Source organism: Magnetococcales bacterium (genome assembly GCA_015232395.1).
GTDB lineage: Bacteria > Pseudomonadota > Magnetococcia > Magnetococcales > JADFZT01 > JADFZT01.
Map to the genome: position 1 here is coordinate 1 of JADFZT010000050.1, position 16,956 is coordinate 16,956.

Annotated in this window: 14 protein-coding genes and 1 tRNA gene; 9 read left to right on the forward strand and 6 right to left on the reverse strand. The window is 49.8% G+C overall.

The window, feature by feature from the left end:
* Positions 1-151: 151 nt before the first annotated feature.
* From HQL52_13520 to HQL52_13560, 9 genes are all read left to right on the forward strand, one after another.
* On the forward strand, positions 152-424 hold the full coding sequence (locus tag HQL52_13520; GenBank protein ID MBF0370467.1) for a DUF2442 domain-containing protein: 273 nt from the start codon (positions 152-154) through the stop codon (positions 422-424).
* 10 nt (positions 425-434) lie between these two features.
* A complete protein-coding gene (locus HQL52_13525; GenBank protein MBF0370468.1) occupies positions 435-641 on the forward strand; it encodes a type II toxin-antitoxin system HicB family antitoxin in 207 nt (68 codons plus the stop codon).
* Complete coding sequence (locus HQL52_13530; GenBank protein MBF0370469.1) at positions 638-856, forward strand: type II toxin-antitoxin system HicA family toxin; 219 nt, start codon at positions 638-640, stop codon at positions 854-856. Before HQL52_13525 ends, HQL52_13530 begins: the two co-directional genes overlap by 4 nt.
* A 185-nt stretch (positions 857-1,041) precedes the next feature.
* A complete protein-coding gene (locus tag HQL52_13535) occupies positions 1,042-1,266 on the forward strand; it encodes a hypothetical protein (protein MBF0370470.1) in 225 nt (74 codons plus the stop codon).
* Positions 1,239-1,607 (forward strand): MazF family transcriptional regulator, encoded by a 369-nt coding sequence (locus tag HQL52_13540; GenBank protein ID MBF0370471.1) that lies wholly within the window; start codon positions 1,239-1,241, stop codon positions 1,605-1,607. The genes HQL52_13535 and HQL52_13540 overlap by 28 nt, the downstream gene beginning before the upstream one ends.
* A 716-nt stretch (positions 1,608-2,323) precedes the next feature.
* Positions 2,324-2,395, forward strand: a tRNA-OTHER gene (locus HQL52_13545).
* Between the two features lie 113 nt (positions 2,396-2,508).
* Positions 2,509-4,188 (forward strand): hypothetical protein, encoded by a 1,680-nt coding sequence (locus HQL52_13550; protein MBF0370472.1) that lies wholly within the window; start codon positions 2,509-2,511, stop codon positions 4,186-4,188.
* On the forward strand, positions 4,166-5,089 hold the full coding sequence (locus HQL52_13555) for a response regulator (GenBank protein ID MBF0370473.1): 924 nt from the start codon (positions 4,166-4,168) through the stop codon (positions 5,087-5,089). Before HQL52_13550 ends, HQL52_13555 begins: the two co-directional genes overlap by 23 nt.
* A 304-nt stretch (positions 5,090-5,393) precedes the next feature.
* Entirely contained in the window at positions 5,394-6,689 is a 1,296-nt protein-coding gene (locus HQL52_13560; GenBank protein MBF0370474.1) for a caspase family protein, read from the forward strand.
* Positions 6,690-6,918: 229 nt separating this feature from the next.
* Here HQL52_13560 and HQL52_13565 read toward each other — a convergent pair whose 3' ends face one another.
* The 6 genes from HQL52_13565 to HQL52_13590 form a co-directional block, all read right to left on the reverse strand.
* A complete protein-coding gene (locus HQL52_13565) occupies positions 6,919-8,061 on the reverse strand; it encodes a site-specific integrase (GenBank protein MBF0370475.1) in 1,143 nt (380 codons plus the stop codon).
* 222 nt (positions 8,062-8,283) lie between these two features.
* On the reverse strand, positions 8,284-9,462 hold the full coding sequence (locus HQL52_13570; protein ID MBF0370476.1) for a hypothetical protein: 1,179 nt from the start codon (positions 9,460-9,462) through the stop codon (positions 8,284-8,286).
* Between the two features lie 947 nt (positions 9,463-10,409).
* Complete coding sequence (locus HQL52_13575; protein MBF0370477.1) at positions 10,410-10,733, reverse strand: hypothetical protein; 324 nt, start codon at positions 10,731-10,733, stop codon at positions 10,410-10,412.
* A gap of 233 nt (positions 10,734-10,966) precedes the next feature.
* On the reverse strand, positions 10,967-11,266 hold the full coding sequence (locus HQL52_13580) for a type II toxin-antitoxin system MqsA family antitoxin (protein MBF0370478.1): 300 nt from the start codon (positions 11,264-11,266) through the stop codon (positions 10,967-10,969).
* Positions 11,263-11,628, reverse strand: a complete 366-nt coding sequence (locus tag HQL52_13585) for an addiction module toxin RelE (GenBank protein ID MBF0370479.1) — start codon at positions 11,626-11,628, stop codon at positions 11,263-11,265. Before HQL52_13585 ends, HQL52_13580 begins: the two co-directional genes overlap by 4 nt.
* Before the next feature lie 584 nt (positions 11,629-12,212).
* On the reverse strand, positions 12,213-16,949 hold the full coding sequence (locus HQL52_13590) for an AAA family ATPase (protein MBF0370480.1): 4,737 nt from the start codon (positions 16,947-16,949) through the stop codon (positions 12,213-12,215).
* Between the last annotated feature and the right edge of the window lie 7 nt (positions 16,950-16,956).

The window sequence follows — 16,956 nt, forward strand, 5'->3', positions numbered from 1 at the left end:
CGGGGGGAATCTCCTGGTGGGTATCGGTCTGAAATGTCAATGGAGCGGGCTGGACCAGTGGCTGGCATGCATCGGAAAGAGTTGCTGGCCAACTGGGAACGCGCTCGGGAAATGACTAATTTGCAGCCGATAGCGCCCTTGGAGTGATACCGTGCTCAAGGATATTGTGACCGTTCAACCTCTGGAAGGGTACAAGCTTCACCTCTGTTTTGAGGACGAAGTTGAAGGGATTGTCGATCTTTCACAGCTGATCACCTTCCAGGGTGTTTTCAAACCCCTTCAATCGAGAGCATTTTTTCTGCAAGTATGCGTCGATCCTGAATTGGGAACCATCGCTTGGCCAAACGGCGCTGACCTGGATCCGGATGTTCTTTATGGGGAGATCATCGGCAAACCAGCCCATCACCTGCTCGCTGCATCCTGAGGTAACAAGCATGAGGCAAACGTTTATCTATCCGGGAGAAGATGGTTATTGGGTGGCGGAATGCGCCAGTCTGCCCGGTTGCATCAGCCAAGGTAAAACCAAAGAGGCAGCCATTGAAAATATCCGGGAGGCCATTGATCTCTATGTGGAAGCTCTGAAGGAGGATGACCTGCCAGTTCCAGACGAACGGTTTGAGGCGCTATTGGTTGCCGTATGAGTCGCTTGCCGCAACTTTCCGGGCGGGAATGCGTGGCGATTCTGGAAAGATTCGGTTTTCGGTTTATTCGCCAGAAGGGTAGTCACATGGTCTTGCGTCGGGACGATCCGTTTTCCCAACTGATCGTTCCCAACCACAAACAACTGGACCGAGGCACCTTACGGGCCATTATCCGTCAGTCGGGGCTTTCGGTTGATATTTTCATCGGCTCATGAGCGAGGTTCAGCTGAAAATTTGAACCATTAGAGAGGTTCAATCTCATGTCTCATGGGAAACGGGAAAACTGCTTGCCACAAAAATCTTCTTGAGACATAAATACAACAGGTAATGCGCTTCTCTGAATTTTAGACTCAAAGAGACACAGCGAAGGCATCCCGATCTCTACATCGGAGTTTCACCCATGATGCGTTCTTATGAAGCGGAAATTGATGAATCTGGCAGAGTTCAACTGCTGGAGGCTGTGCATCTGCGAGGTCCCTGCCGCGCTGTTGTCACCGTGTTGGAAAACACATCTGAAGATGATTCAAACGACGCATTACTGAAATTGGCTGAGAGCACGCTTTCCCAGGATTGGGATAGACCGGAAGAGGATGAGGCGTGGGCTCATTTACAGTTGGACAGGTAGTTTTGCTGCCATTTCCCTTTTCCGACCTCAGTCGAAGCAAATATCGGCCTGCCGCTATTCTGGCTGATTCCGGGAGGGGAGATTGGGTGTTATGCCAGATAACGAGTAATCCCTATGCGGATTTGCTGGCTGTGGCACTGGATGAAGAGGCATTCATTTCCGGCGGACTACATCGCGTCAGCTATGCGCGCCCAGGGAAACTTTTCACCGCCAATGAATCCATCTTTGCTGGAACTGCCGGCCAGTTATCACCATTCACTGTTATTGCAGTGGTTGAACAAATCATTCGGTTGCTTCGCCCCAAGGAGACAGATGGGACTATGGCATCGCAAAGAGAATAGGTAAGGCACCCCCCTGAGCCCATAATCTGACTTATGGACTCCCAAAGGAAATAGGTAAGGTGTCCCCCGATTCACTGTTATTGCAGTGGTTGAACAAATCATTCGGTTGCTTCGCCCCAAGGAGACAGATGGGACTATGGCATCGCAAAGAGAATAGGTAAGGCACCCCCTGAGCCCATAAACTGACTTATGGATTCCCAAAGGAAATGGGTAAGGTGTCCCCCGATTCGAGGAGATAGATGGGACTATGGAATCGCAAAGAAAATAGGTAAGGCCACCCTGAGCCCATAATCTGACTTATGGACTCCCAAAGGAAATGGGTAAGGTGTCCCCCGATTCAAAGGCCCCGATTCCCAAAGAAATAGGTAAGGTGTCCCCCGATTCCCCCGATTCCATACGGGCGGTCCTTTTTTGTGGAAAAATGCCAATGTTTCCAGTGGTTAAGGGCATACATTCAGAATGGGTGTGGTGCAAGGTTTGGATGTGAAGGGTTGCAAAACTGGTGAACTTTGGGCATTCTTTCTCTGCTTCTCTCCGACCTGTGGACTTGGCGGGGTGAGTCCGGGAAATGCAATCGCAATGAAAATAAAGCGTTGTAAGGGTGAAACTTCTGGACAGTTTGTTTAGTGGTTGATGGGCGAGATGGACTGGGTAGATACAGGGAGTTGAGTGTAAGCATCAATAGTTTCAGGCTGAAGAACGAGATCAAAAAAAGATGGGGTATAGTATAACTGGTATTACGCTTTGCTTATCCGCAGAGAGATATGGGTTCAAATCCCATCCCCCAACCTTGTTGGTGATGCTTTTGGCTGTCTTTGTTTTGTGGTCCTCGTTTTGTTATTTGCTGTTACCAGGATTATTATAGAGCCGCTGAGTCTTGTTAAGTGTCATGAGGTGTGCAATGGAATATCTTTTAGATGGACTGCTTGAAATTAACGATGCCTCTCAAAAGGATAAAAATGTAAAATACAAGGAAATAGCTAAGATATCTTCCAACATATGTAACCTGTCCTTATTCTATTTGTATCACCAGCGCAGAACTAGTAGGGTTTACCGGCGGCTGGCCTCCTGGCCTGATAATAATGATAGCCCTCGTGATTTTAATGACATATCCCAGTTCGCTAATCATTCGAAATTACCTATTCATTCTTATGGAAAAACAACAACGGGATATTTGATTTTTGACTCTGACGGAGAAATATCACTAAACAGTAAAAAGTTTTTGCAAGTCGTCGCAGACATCCTTTCAAGAGAATTTGAGCATGACTTCATCTCAAGACTTTTCAAGGAGATGACTAAATCTGCACCGATCAACCTTCCGAAAGAAACATTTCATGAGCGTTTGGTTGAAATCGCTGGGCGGGCTGCTGACGTACCCTTCGCCGCAATGCGTCGTTACCTGAAGGATGGTTCCAAAGAAATTATGGAGTGCATTTCGGGATATTCTTACAACTCTAACAAGAAAATTGACTGCACCGGTCTGAAATTCGTTCGTGGAGACAAACTGTTCACAGCCTTTTATAAAACCATGGATGAAAATCCGCCGAGTTGTACTGTGTTCAATGAGGATGCCCCGGAACTGATGCGTGAGTTAACTTCTAAACCGCCGTTCGAGGACGTAAAAACTATTTTAGTAGCTCCGTTGGTTGTGGGGGATATTAAATTGGGCACCGTATCCTTCGGATTTCTAAAATCCATCGAATTTACTGAGTTTGAAAAAGATGCCTTCCTCGCTATCGCCAACTGGACTGGTTCGGCTTTGAGCAACTATGAAGAAACCCATGCATTCGCAGAGATGGAAAAAATTCGGTTTAATGAATTTAAGTCGGAAGTGACCAATGAAATGATCCAGGGACTGCGCCATGGCGCGAGAAACAATCTCGAGATAGCTAATATCGCCTTTGACCTGGCTATGGAAGAGATTGAGAGTGCCGACAATCAGACGAAGAAAAAAATCTCAGGTGCAATGCCGGATTTGCGTAACTGTCAATTTGGTATTTTGGAAGCGACCAAGGATATGTATAATATGTCCCAGATTGCTCAATATAAGGAGTTACTTCCTGAACGATGTAACATCAAAGATATTATTGAGCGTTCGATGATTCTCGTCCGTTATCAGTTAAGCAATGAAGAAATTAAAGTGGACGAACGAGTTCCGCCAAATCTTGATGCTGATATTGATGAAACATCTTTTGTCTATGCATTGGTCAATCTACTTCTAAACACCATCGACGCTTTTAAACGTGGTTACCAAAAAGGGATAAAAAAAATTACACTTACTGCCAATTCTGGGCATGATAATAATTTGGGCAATTATGTGGAAATTACCGTCGCGGATAACGCTGGAGGCGTTCGTGATAAGAAATCGGCACAATTAAAAAATCTGAATGAGATCTGGAATGTTGGATTTTCTACAAAAAATGATGGGTCTGGCATGGGGTTACCATATGTAAGGCGTGTGATCCAGGGGCAACATAGCGGCGATACATGGCTCTCGTCCAATGTCCACGGAGCAAAATTCCATATGCGGTTTCCTTCCTCCAGATCGGAACCAAAAAATGCCCGTGGTAGAGTTGCTTGACGACAGGGAATTCGAAGGAGATGATGCAATGAATCAGATGACCGCCCTGCTTGTTGAAGACAGGGAGAAACTTCGGGAGCAATATGCCCGATCTCTACGCAAACGCAATATTAAGGTCTATGAGGCAGATTCCAAGAGCAGCGCCTTGCGTATTTATAGACGTCTCGCGTCGCAAATCGCTGTTGTTCTCACCGATTGGCGCCTGATTGACAATGATGAAAATAACAATGGCGGTATGGAACTCGCGGAATCCATCCGCTCCCTGACGCCAGAACAGGTCATTGTCTGCATGACTGCATATCACCAACCTCAGGAAGTTGCGCCCCCAGACCTTTTTGATATGTTTTTCGAAAAGTCCCCAGCTGAAAAAAAACGATCATTTACTACCAACATCCCTAAAATAATTGACTTTGTCTCTGATCGTGAAAAAAGAAAGCGCAGAGCCGTTCCAGAATCCTTGGTCCAGCTGAAGAAAAAGTACCGCATTACTGACGACGATTTTCACAAGTTAATTCAAAACCGCTCTTTCACGCCGTCGATGGAAAGGGCTATTCTCGCGTTTCACAATAGTAATGATATGGAGCATGATCCAAAAACTGATCCAGGTGATTTCCAGGTTCCAAAAATGATTGATCCAGGCTGTAGTATTTCTGGAAGCGAGCGCCTTAAGGTGTCTCTACTGGTCGTTTCAAAGGAAATCGAAGGACACTACGTTTCCGAGCTTTATGGACATCCCATGGTATATACCTATGGAGAAACGGAACAGGAGAGCGATGAGCTTCTTTTGGAACTTCTTTTTGAATATTACGAGGATACCTGCTCTGAGGATGGTGGAATTCAATCTAAGGATGTGGTGAACTTTTCCCATTACTTAAAGGAGTTGTTTGAGGTAGTGCCATGAGTCTTCAAGCGCAAGCCCTTGAAAGGGTCTTTATAAAACTGAAGCTCCAACGATCGAAATCTAATCACCACGTAAAAGGATTTCTCGTGTATGAAGGGCGGAAGCTATATCCACCCATTAATATTTCAAAAGGGCGAAAAGAGATTCCGAAGTTTGTTCAGGAAAAACTTCGTAAGGCTCTGCTTCTGACGCGGGAAGAATTTACGACATTATGTAGATGTAAAATTAGCGGGAAAGAATACTACGCAATCCGTTTTGATCGAGATTCAGCGTAATCCTGTGCCATCATAAGGAATTGATGTTCATGTCTATGCGTTGGAATGGCATATTTATCGGTATAGGTTCCTATTTCACACCGGATGGGGAGACGAATGGCGAGAAGGAGCTTGTCGCTCCCTCCTTTGACGCACGTCGAGTCAAGAAAGGATTCTCGCTCTTAAATCCTGAAGGAAAATTCGTTACGCTTACGGATGATCTGACGGGGTTTCCGCCAATCCGCAATGTCATCTATTCTCGGTTGATTCGTTTGTTGGGGGAAATCGAGGCAGGAAGCCCTCTTGTCTTCTATTTTGCTGGCCATGGTTTTTCCGAAGACGGCGAGTTTTTTTTACAGCCTCCAGATTATTTAGAGGAAATTCCAAAAATCAGCAGCATTTCTTTGAACAGTATTCTCGAGATTATGTCCCGTCATTCAGGCCGGAAACTGATTATTTGCGATTGCTGCCGTGTTGAATCGGATGTTGCAGACACTACGAATCTGCCTGTATTCGCATCCTCCCCTATGGTTAGCGTCAATGAGGATATGTCGATCATTTGGAGCTGTTCCAAGAACCAGCACTCTTACGAATCATTAGTGATAGGGGAGGAGCCAGCAGGACTGTTCAGCTTTTTTTTAAACAAGGCTATATATTTAAACCATCTCGTGCGGCAGCCCCAGGCTGTGAGTCTTTATGATATATTTGAACAAGCGAAAATTTTCACTAGTGAATATGTTGTGCAAAACCTTCCACGTGGGAACCAGACGCCGATCATATTCGGAGGTGATGTACATAACTGGATTGTTTTTGATGATCCCGCTGTGGTAACGCAGCGTTCATACTTACCGGACATGCCTCTAGAGCCCTTCAACACACCCATCCCGCACACAACGCAAGATACTGACGATGATTCCGCCTCTAAACCTAGTGAGGAGCAAATCAGATCGATTATCACGGAAGCTGTTCAGGTTGTAGACAGGTTGGTCATAGATAGGCAAGTATTGGCCCGGGGAGGCTCAACACCTCCAGCGGATGGCCAAGCGGAAACAAAGGATATCATTGAGGAGCTATTGATTCAGACGTTTCGACTTTTGTGTAAAATTGACAAGAAAAGAAATGGAGCAGGATTCACAGTAAGGACCGGTAGCGAAATTAGCAAAGAGCTTGGGACCGGAACCATAAGCGTAGCTGCCATTAGCGCCACCCTAGCTTCGAATTTTCAGAGTGTACCCTTGGGAGTCATCATCACTACGGTAGGCATATTTTTCGCGAGGGTGTCTCTCAATACATTTTGCGAGATGACATCAGAGTATTTTCAGAGAAGAGGAATCGACCCATGTTGATGCTAAAGAGTCGGGGATAGAACGGAATCAAGAATCGGAATCTGAAATCGTGGGGGAATCCCTTACCTATTTCCTTTGTGCGCCCATAATTCCTTTGATTCACCGTTCTTTCTTTCTGGTTACCCCCTCCCCGAACATCCTCGCCGCCTTCCGCCCCGCTGGAATCCTGGAATCCTGGAATCGGGGGACACCTTACCTATTTCCTTTATGCGCCCATAATTTCCTTGATTCACCGTTCTTTCTTTCTGGTTACCTCCTCCCCGAACATCCTCGCCGCCTTCCGCCCTGCCGTTCGATCCTCTTCTGGAATCCACCGCCCATACCGTTGCCTGATTAGCCCCCAATCCCGATGCCCCATCTGTTGCGCCACCCACAAGGGGCTTTCACCAGCTGAGAGCATCAATGAGGCGTAGGTGTGCCGGGTCTGGTAGGGATTGCGGTATCGGATGCCGGCTTTTTTGATGGCATGCTGCCAAGCGGTTTTGCGAATCTGGGCGTCGGTTTCCCAGGGTTGCCCGGTGCGGGGATTATGGAAAATTCGTTTGCCTTCCCGGAAGGTCTTCTCTTTCTGATTCTCCAAGGCCTCTACCGCCATGGGCAACAGCACCACCTCTCGCTTACCTGCCGCTGTTTTCGGCTCTTTGATAACCTTTCGCACCGAATTCCGCCGCACCCGGATCACACCTCGCTTCCAATCGATATCCAGCCACTCCAGGGCGATCAATTCCCCGGTTCGCAGTCCCGTCCAGAAGGCGAACTGAAAGAGGTTGCGGGCCTGATCAGGCAATTCTGCCAAAATGGCCCGCATCTCTTCCGGGGAGAATGGGTCCGGCTCTTCCCGTTGGATGGACAGATTGCGAATCCGGGCCATGGGATCCCGTTCAATCAAACCATCCGCAAAGGCGTCCTTGCACATCCCCCGCAACGGCACCAGCACATTGTAGATCCATTTGTTGGAAATACTAAGACCCCCCATCCAGGCTCGCACCTGGGCCGTGGTGAGATCCTGAAGCCGGACTGCGCCAAAAGCCGGTATCAGATGATAATGCACCGCGCTGTTGTAGTCCCTCCAGGTGGATGGGGCTGTAGTCCTTTGGATCGCTTCCAGGTAACGGGTCAACGCCTCCTCAACCGTTATCCGCGTCTGCTGTACCCCACCAAACAGTACCGCCCGGGGAGAGTCCGGAAAATGTTCACGATAGTTGAAGGTGCCCTTTTCGATCTCTACCAGGATGGCGATGCGGAGATTGGCGGCATATCGAATATTGGTCTTGGTCAGGGGTAGTTTCAGCGTCTCCCGGCAACGGACGGATTTATAAAAAAAATCGATCCGAATCCCATTCCCGTGGATATGCACCCCCTTGGGCAGCATCACGCGATCCCCAAGCGGCCTTCCACCCATTGGTTGAACCCCTCCAGGCTGACTTGGATGCGGCCATCCGGCGATTTACACCACACCTTCCCCTCAGGCCATTTGCCTTGGTCGATCTACTCCCGCAACGCCTTTTCGGTGTATCCGGTCAATTCAGCCATTTTAATCAAGGTGATCCAGCGAATATTCACATTCATTTTTCAATACTCCCATATGTTCCAGTCAGGCCGCCTTGCCGATCATTCGACGTAAAGCCAACCCCTTTTCCACCTTCTGATATAAATCCCCCTCCGTCAGCCCTTTTGATCGGTAACTGATAAGCAATTCCTCATAAAAGCCAGCCTTTTTGAAATGGGCGACAGCCTTGGAAGCCTTGAGCCCCTGTCGGGCAAATATGGTGATCAGGTTGCCCACCACCATGCTCAGGTTGTGGTCAATGGCCGTCACATCTGCTTTTCTTTTTCGTCGGATGGTGACCCCTGTAGCCGGGGTTAAAAACGCAACATCTTCCATGAGCAGTTGCCAAAAGGGATCGATATAGACGCTGTTTTGATCCAAGCGATTGCGCCGAAGACCATAGCGCCAAATATCGGTGAGATGCCTGAATACCTGTTTCCAGGTAAGCAAAGGTTTCCCAAGCCCCCTGCCGATGTCCTTAATAACCCTCTGATGAAAGCGCAATTCCACCCGCCACACCGGGGATTTCGGGTCAAATTTATCGCCAGCTTCCTCTTTCCAAAGGGCATGAAATTCATCCACCTTGTCATCCTTGATGAGAGCCAAATCCTTTCGGTAAACGCACACCTGAAGGGCATTGGGCTTTCCAAAGGTAATGGTCTCAGTATTGCCATAGGTCACGGCCACTTTGGAGAGAGTTTCAAATTTGGCCTTAATGATGCCATCATGACGGCGTTGGACACTTGCATGGGTGACAAAACGATCTTGAAAATCCTTGGGAAAGATCCAGTTCTGCACATCCACCGCCAGATGGACCGCAACCCCGGCTGGTTCTGCTTCTTTCAACAGCCAATCTGCTATTTTGTCCAGGCTGTTTTGCAAATCATCTACACTCTGCTGACGGATGGCATGCGGCGAGACCTCAATTTTCAAATGGCTGCCTTTTTTGTCCACGGTGGTGTAGTAGCTCCGGAAGAGCAAGACCAATCCCCTGGACTTGTTTTGCAGTTTGATGAGATAGCCGGATGCCTTACCCATTTTGGCGAGATGCCAGACCCCAAATTCACCAAGATCAATAATTTCCTGCCCTGCCTCTATGGCGTTCAATAAAAACTCCAATATCTGCAGCCGAATAATGCCCTGGTATATCGGGCGCAGGGTATCCGTGGTGGCTGCAAGAATCAGAATTTTGGTCAGATCATCCAACCCAACGCCGGTGAACAAGGATCCCTTGGGATCACCCTGGTCTCCAAGTGATAGGCTTCCCAGGCTATGGCGAGGATGAAATTTTCCTTTTCCCATGACGTTCTCCAATGTGGATCAAAGTGGATTAATGCCCCTGACTATTCTGTTTTAGGTGGGTGTTACAGGAACCCACTGGTGCAACTTCAACCGCCGCCCCCTTCGCGCGGCTCGGGGACTCGCCGGGCTGCGGGTGCGGCGGTTTCGTTCTACAGATCGATCCGGAACCAACATAGTCAGTCCGGAATTTCCAGCCGCCTTCCCCAATCACCCCATCGCCGCCGCCCGTCCAAGGGGTGGTGCTTTTTTCGACCCTGTCAACCATGCGGCTCCAAGGCGACAGGACACACATATAATTACCTTTATCATTCATCTCAGCATTATCGTTCCCCCAACCAATGTCGCCGATGGTTGACAGGATCGAAAAAAGCACTCAATTGAGATGGACGGGCGACGGCGATGGGGTGATCGGGAAAGGCTACCTTCCTTGGAAAGCCCTGCCCCCTCGGGGAGCCATCGAAAAAATCAAAACCGGGCTCAGGCTCCGAGGCTCTCAGGAAAGGTTTTGTTCAACCAATCTTCCCAAGGGCAGTTCGAAACATCTGCGCTACATTGATCAGCCGGTAACGTCCGATAGTCAGGGTGGGTACATGCCCTTTTTCCACCCATCCGCGTACCACCCCGACAGACACACCCACCAGTTGGGCAAATCGTTCTTGGGCCATAACGGGAATGGAAGTCTGGGGCGGAAGTTGATCAGGGATTAAGGAAAGTGCAGAGGAAGAGGAATTCTTGTTTGGTTCGGACATGATAACACCGTATCAGCCAGGAGAATTAATCCCATGCAAAGGGGTTGCCCTTGCTCTGGCACTACCATGCCGAAACTAAATTCTAATGTCAAGTTAGATATTGAACCTGATGTTCAAACTCTACTCGCTGAACACCCGCCGGTTTGGCGCGGCTACCGCAGAGTCTGCTACTTTCCAAAAGCTTTTCAGTTCATCCGCTAGTTGCAGACCTTTGGAGCGGAAGGCATATTTCCCCCGCTCCGGACAGGCTTCCTTGAACTGGACTCCGAGAATTTTTTCGTAGCGGCGATAGGTGGAATTGGAGTGCAAAATTCGGAGAACTCGCCACCCGTAGTATTGACCAATGAACAGGGCGCCAATCGCAGCTTCCAAAACCCCACCATCACCACGATAGCGTTCAACTGCTTGGTCGATAATTTCCAAAGGATCGTTGACCGAGGCCATTTTGTTCTCCAGACTTTCAGATATGTTGATCAGGGAAGCATTTATCCCAGTCTACACAATAACTATCAGAAAATCTTCACTGCCTCTTTGTCCATGATAACCCTGTGTTTCTTCGGTATAAAATTTCTCAAGGAGGCTTCGCATGCAGGCTTTGTTAGTTGGGCGCGTTTCTTAGGAAAAATAGGGGAACTGTCGTTGGTGTCCGCCTGATCATCAATCATGGTGAAAATGCCTCATGACGCCAAAGCGCGGTCAACTGCCTCGGGTTCTCTGTCAATAACCATCAGGAGAACGCGTGCGGAACGTTCTGGGCGTCTTCGCCCTTGCTCCCAATCACGAAGGGCGCTCAAGGTGAAACCAAACCGAGAGGCAAAATCCTTTTGGGTCAAACCGGTTTTTTGGCGTATGGTTTGAACATTGATTTGGTCCGGGATCTGAACCACCGAAACACGGGCTCCAACATCTTCGCCACGGGTAAAGGCTGCGGCTTCTTCCAGGCCTTTTTGAATGCTTTCGAAGGGATCCTGGTTCATGATGTCCTCCTGGTCTGTTTGATGACCTCGATCAACTGTTTCAGCCGGTTTTGTTGGGCTTGGGATAGATCGACCCGCACATTTTTTGCAAACAGGGTGATCAGCAGTATGGGAAAGCGCAAATCCTGGTAATAGCAGATGATCCGTGATCCACCGCTTTTCCCTTTGGCCCCAATGGCCCAGCGAAGTTTACGAACACCACCGGTTCCTTTCATCACTACCCCAGCTTCAGGATTGAAGGCGAGGAAGGCCTTGAGATCATCGAGTTCCCTCTCTGTCAAAAGGGCATGCGCAAGGCGCTGGAACTCGGGAAGCTCCACCAGGGTGACCGGTTTTGATTTCACGTTGGAATGGTAAGGCATTGCCGTACATTCGTCAATCATTGAATGCGGCAATGCCGTGCTGTTGGACAGCTCTGAACCCAGGAAATCCTTGGGACGGTTTTGGGACGTAATTGGGACGAAACAGAGGGATCTTGGAAGGAGTGCTGAGAAAGTGACCGTTCAGAACTCTTTGAAATCATTGCGATTGACTTCTTTCAGTGTCTCCCTGGAAAGTGCGGAGCCGGGTTCGACTCCCGCCACCTCCACCAATTATTCCCAGGGATACTTTCTCTGATGAAAAACCGCCCTCCGAGGCGGTTTTTTGTTGGGCGTAATTCTTCAATGTTTCCAATGGTTAGGGCGATAGTGGCGAAGCGCCGCCGCCCCCGCAACCAGACCGTCCCACCCCCACTTTGGCCCTATTCCGGCCCATTTCTCTCTCTTTCTCTCCCGCAAACGGTCGCGGTCCGTTATTTTGCTCCAAAACGGACCGGAACGAATGCTTCAATTTCAATATGTTGGAGAATCCGACCACAAGTCGGGTTCACCTCCTGAATTGGGTTGCCGAGGGGGACTGGGATCAAACCATTTTCGAGTTGCCGCAATCTTCCATAACATCCAACTCACATCGCTCTGGAAATTCGTTCCCGCAGGTCTGGCAAGGGAGTTACCTTCAGATAGCGTTCCCCCTGCCTGGTTAGACTCCTGCCTGCCGAGGAGGTCACAATCAGGCCTAGACGTACCAAATATTCCGCCGATTCCACGAAGTCCTGTTGGTGAGCCAAACCGAGACCCTGACGTAGGGTGGCTTCAGAAGAACTGCCGTGTTGTTTCAGATAATTCAAGAACCGTAGGGCCAGATTATCGAGCCCATTGGCATCCACACCTTGGCTCTCATAGAAATCGGCAATGTTCTCACGGGTCATGATCTTCGCCGTATCCTTAAGGGATGGCTCATGATTACCTTCTTGGAGTATTCTGCTGAAAAAATGTGGCAACAGGGTTTCGCTCAACTCGCGAACACTCCTGCGAGGGTTACAGCGATTGCGGGCGGCGATTTCATAACATGCATCCATGGTAAGTTCCGCACCGTCCAGGCATTTTTTTCCATGCAGCCAGACAATCCCAGCCATCTCATGGAGGGTATAAGGTTGGAGCCAAGTTTTGTTTGGTCGGCTTTGGAATGCCTCGCTCAGCCTGCCAGGATCGGTTGTAGCCAACAAAAGGACTACTTGGTTGAAGTCATAAACATGACCGTCAATTGTGGTGACGCGGCTATCATCCATTGCTGAAAGGAGAACGTTCAAAACATTGGTAGAAATGCCATGTACTTCATCAATGAACAGTAAACACGGGGGAATAAGAATCGTATCTCCTGAAGTTGATTCAGGTAAAATTCCTCCTTGGTTGAGACGATTAACAAGGTCGGATGGACGTCGCAAGTCAGACCCATTGAAGAATAAAGGTTCACAATTCAGCAGCATTGCACCTATTTTGCGCGCTAAAGTACTTTTCCCGACACCTGCCGGCCCGACGAGTAATTTATCAGAAAAGCGCTTTTTGGTTTTCTTGGCGAACACGGCCTGCTCAACCAGCCGGGCAACGGCCTCGTCCTGTCCAATCATCTCAAGCTTGTTGACAGGAGGCGGCCATGCTTTATTCTGAGTTTTGTCACTCACCAGTGGTGATGCCGTACTCCCCATGAATCTGGGCGTTGTTTGTTCCGTTTCTGGTCTTTGTATGCCTGAATTCCCAGACGAGCCAGTTGCTGATTGAACTGGTTCCTTTGAGAGTTGGGTCGATGTGGATTCCATCCCCATATCGGCGAGAGGCGTCTGGGATTTCCCTCCTGAAGGTGTGGACCCAGCATCTGGACCAGGTAGTTCACTGGGTTCCCACTCAAGCAATTCGCCCACCTCACGTTCACCCAGAACCCTATGAACAATGAGGTTGTCACCATCGGAGGCAATCTGTTCCTCCAACCCAACGGCCGCTCTACGCAAGAGGACGCTCACGATACAACCACTCAATAGGACCGCTGGGGATGTGTTTTCGCCTTGCCCGAAAAGCCGCATCAGCCAAGAGCCCCAACGAATGCGGTTTACTCTGTCCAGTGAAGGGTTACCAGAACGAGCCTGGGCTGCGCGGGCCAAAGTTTGTTTCAACATTTCACAGCGGGGAATGGAGAGAGGTGATGTTTGTCCATCCCCTGCCGCTCCCAGTCCGTCGGCGATCGCATTCAATGTGTTGCCAATCTGATCCACAGCGTGCGCCAAACGAGTTGACGCATTGCTGAGAAGCTTTTCATCCGAGGACTTGACCTCTACGGCAATCAACTCGAACACTGATGTCGAAGTATTTTCCCACATCACCAGGAGGTCACACCGTTCCGCCAGGGACCGCACCCCAGACCGCAGCCATAGGCGTGCAAGAGGGTGATCAACGGAGATTACCAATGCCCCAGGATATCTGCGCTGTATGTCTCTTGCCGCGAACAGTAAGCCAGCAAGACCAATGACCTTTTTTTGGTCTGGCTGGCCATCCTGTGTCTTGATGATTTCCAGAAGACCACTGCCCAACAAACGGGCACCTTGATGCAACAAGCGTTGCATGGCGACAGGCGAAAGGGTGAGATTGCAACGGCTGAAGACGGGTCTAAGCAGGCGAGCCAGAGTTCCAAAGTCGCGAGTGGCCAAGAACGTATCGCGCAATCCCTCTCGACGTTCCCAAATGCGGACCGATTGCATCCCCGCCTCGGAGGGCAATGCCCGGTCAGCAAGGAACAGCCATCGAGTCGCAGGTCGATCCCCCTGCAGAAGAGCGTCAGCTGTGTCGGCCAGTCCTTCCGCGTCGGCATAAACCTGAATGGTGCCATCACGCTGGCTGCCATCCAGTTCATTCATGAGTTGCAAGAATTCGCTGAACGGGGAATCCCCCGGCTGGGGGCGCAGGTCTATCCTTCCTGACCGATGGTCCACCTGCACATCATAGCGAACGCAAAAAGGGCTCATTGGCAATACCCGGCTTAGAGCCTGCTGTCGTAGTCGTATGGTGGATTCGTCAAAGATGGCCACCAAATGGCTTGGGCGTTCCCTCAGTTGCTCAACCACCGATCCGAGACTGGTTGAGCCGGTCAACCCATCGTCATGGAGACGAAACTGGAGTCGGTCAAGAGCCACTTTCTCCTGGATGTCATCTTCTTTGCGGGTATCCTGAAAGCGAAGAGCGCCATGTAAGCGATCGCGATGTTGGCCACTGGCGTATAAATCGAGATGCACTGCGGATAGCTTTTGTCCGCTTCGGTAACGATGATCATTGAGTAAACGTACGACCTCCATGATCAAGTCCTCACCCCGTGGAGGATTTACCAATGCTACCCTCAGGGGATAGGGGTGATTTGGGTGCAGTAGGATAAACTGCTCCAGAGCCTTTTTTAGGGTTTGAGCGCCATCTGACCCTGAACAAGCGTTGCTCAGGTTTTCAAAAACGGGCAACCCCTCGATCTGGCTTGTGTACGGGAGCATCTGACTTAACCCAAGACCACCAGGAAGGGTTGAAAGCCGAACTACAGAGAGAAATTGTTCTGGACGTTCTAGCTCTTTCCAAACCGTTTCGCGTTCGTCACTCCCCATAGAGGTGCTTTGGGCCAGCCCACGCAACAAGGTGGATAGCCGTTCATTGCGCCAGATGTGAAGCGGGTGGGTTGGAAGCAAAACGGCCTTGGCAAGATGCTTCCCCTCTGTCTGCAGTACCCGGATCTGTACGATGTCCAATGCCAACAAGGCTTCCAGGGCTGCCCGGGCCCAATCAGGGCTGTTGGATGCCATAACCCGGTAGTGTTCCTGGGTTTCACGGTACAGGGTGGCTGCCAGATCCAGGTAGCGCCGGACTTGCTCAAGGACTTGCGGGCGTCCATCCAACCAGTGCCGAGGGTGGTAGATCAACTTTCCAAGGTGCGGTAACAATTCAGTACGTAGCGCACTGAAATCCCGCCATGTTTGAGCCAACGTGGTCGTAGCCCCAACCAAATCTGGAAGGTCTTCATCCCAGGCCGTCAGGATGGACTCAAGGGATAAGGTTTCCCCCTCAATAACCACGATGGATTGGGGCTTAAGAAAAATTGGCGACTGATCCGCCATTCCGGTAAGAGCGGCCCGCACAGATGTTTCGGAAGTCTCGAAGAATCCTCCCCAATTGGTTTCGTTGCAGAAATCTCCGACCCACTCCAAAACGTCAGTGGCAATGGCCATTTTTTCATGAACTGACTGCCCGCTTCCTGGCAAAGTGGCCGTCAGTTCAACCTCATTATCTCCGTTCTTATCCCGTTCTTCCCAGGCTTGATCAATTGCGTCGGCAATTGATTTCAGGTCATCCTCTCGGCCATCAAGCAGCGCATCAGATGACTCCTTGGAAAACGAGGGAGTATCCTCGGTGTCTCTATCTTCTGCCTCCTGTTCATCGTTTTCATCTTCGAGGATAGTCGGTATTTTCTCGTCCTTTGGTGGCTTGACCACCACCAAAGCTTGTGACAAATCGAGTGGCGCATCCTGTCCACGCTGAAGGGAACTGAGATAGTGTTCAACCGCTGCTACTGCCTCCGCCACCAAGCGCTGTTTTTCTGCGTCCCGATAACGCTTGCCAGCCAAGGTGTGAAGGATCGAAGAACGAAGCGTTTTTACTCTCTGTGTTATTTCCAGATTGAGTTTTAGTCTCTGTCCCAGATTGTTAGCCCCAAATAGGTTTTCGTCGGTCAAGAGACCAAGGGACTTCAGTGCATGTCGTGGCGCATCATTGCCTTTGGAGACCCGAAGTTCATCCCAATGGGCTAGGAATCCTGCGCACGACTCCAAAGACAACAAGGGTTCCAAGTCGCGATCTTCTACAAACGCAGAGAGCAATACACGGTGCACGTCAGGTGAATTCGGTGCTTGGATCGGCAGCTTGATGCAGGCATCCTCGAGCAAGGCGGTCGCCAGATCCGTACTCGAAGGACGAGCATAATGTTTTAGAGTATGGACTCCGGCATTGTAACCCGAGGCAAGAACAATGGCTCTCGGGTGATTTTCACGGTCGTTTCTCCATTCTGCAGCCAAGTGAAGATCATCGGCAAATGCGCGGATTTCCTTCAATCCCGCTTTCCTGGCAAGTTCTCCCATATCCACCGGAGTAACGCCATGTCCAGAGATGGCAATGGAAAATTGTGAGGCGATATCATTGAATGCAGGATACTCCGCCAACTCGTGGAATAGAATGCCAACGTCCAGTGGGGGCAAACCTTCACAGGCAAAATCGTTATCAACCTGGAGGCGTCCCGCAATCCAACGGGCAATAGCGACAGCAGTGTAACCCTTGGCATCCATTAGGATC

Coding starts and splice junctions, on each gene's coding strand:
- HQL52_13525 (MBF0370468.1), top strand. CDS start 435: ATGAGGCAAACGTTTATCTATCCGGGAGAAGATGGTTATTGGGTGGCG.
- HQL52_13530 (MBF0370469.1), top strand. CDS start 638: ATGAGTCGCTTGCCGCAACTTTCCGGGCGGGAATGCGTGGCGATTCTG.
- HQL52_13535 (MBF0370470.1), top strand. CDS start 1,042: ATGATGCGTTCTTATGAAGCGGAAATTGATGAATCTGGCAGAGTTCAA.
- HQL52_13550 (MBF0370472.1), top strand. CDS start 2,509: ATGGAATATCTTTTAGATGGACTGCTTGAAATTAACGATGCCTCTCAA.
- HQL52_13555 (MBF0370473.1), top strand. CDS start 4,166: ATGCCCGTGGTAGAGTTGCTTGACGACAGGGAATTCGAAGGAGATGAT.
- HQL52_13560 (MBF0370474.1), top strand. CDS start 5,394: ATGTCTATGCGTTGGAATGGCATATTTATCGGTATAGGTTCCTATTTC.
- HQL52_13565 (MBF0370475.1), bottom strand. CDS start 8,061: ATGCTGCCCAAGGGGGTGCATATCCACGGGAATGGGATTCGGATCGAT.
- HQL52_13575 (MBF0370477.1), bottom strand. CDS start 10,733: ATGGCCTCGGTCAACGATCCTTTGGAAATTATCGACCAAGCAGTTGAA.
- HQL52_13580 (MBF0370478.1), bottom strand. CDS start 11,266: ATGAACCAGGATCCCTTCGAAAGCATTCAAAAAGGCCTGGAAGAAGCC.
- HQL52_13585 (MBF0370479.1), bottom strand. CDS start 11,628: ATGCCTTACCATTCCAACGTGAAATCAAAACCGGTCACCCTGGTGGAG.
- HQL52_13590 (MBF0370480.1), bottom strand. CDS start 16,949: ATGGATGCCAAGGGTTACACTGCTGTCGCTATTGCCCGTTGGATTGCG.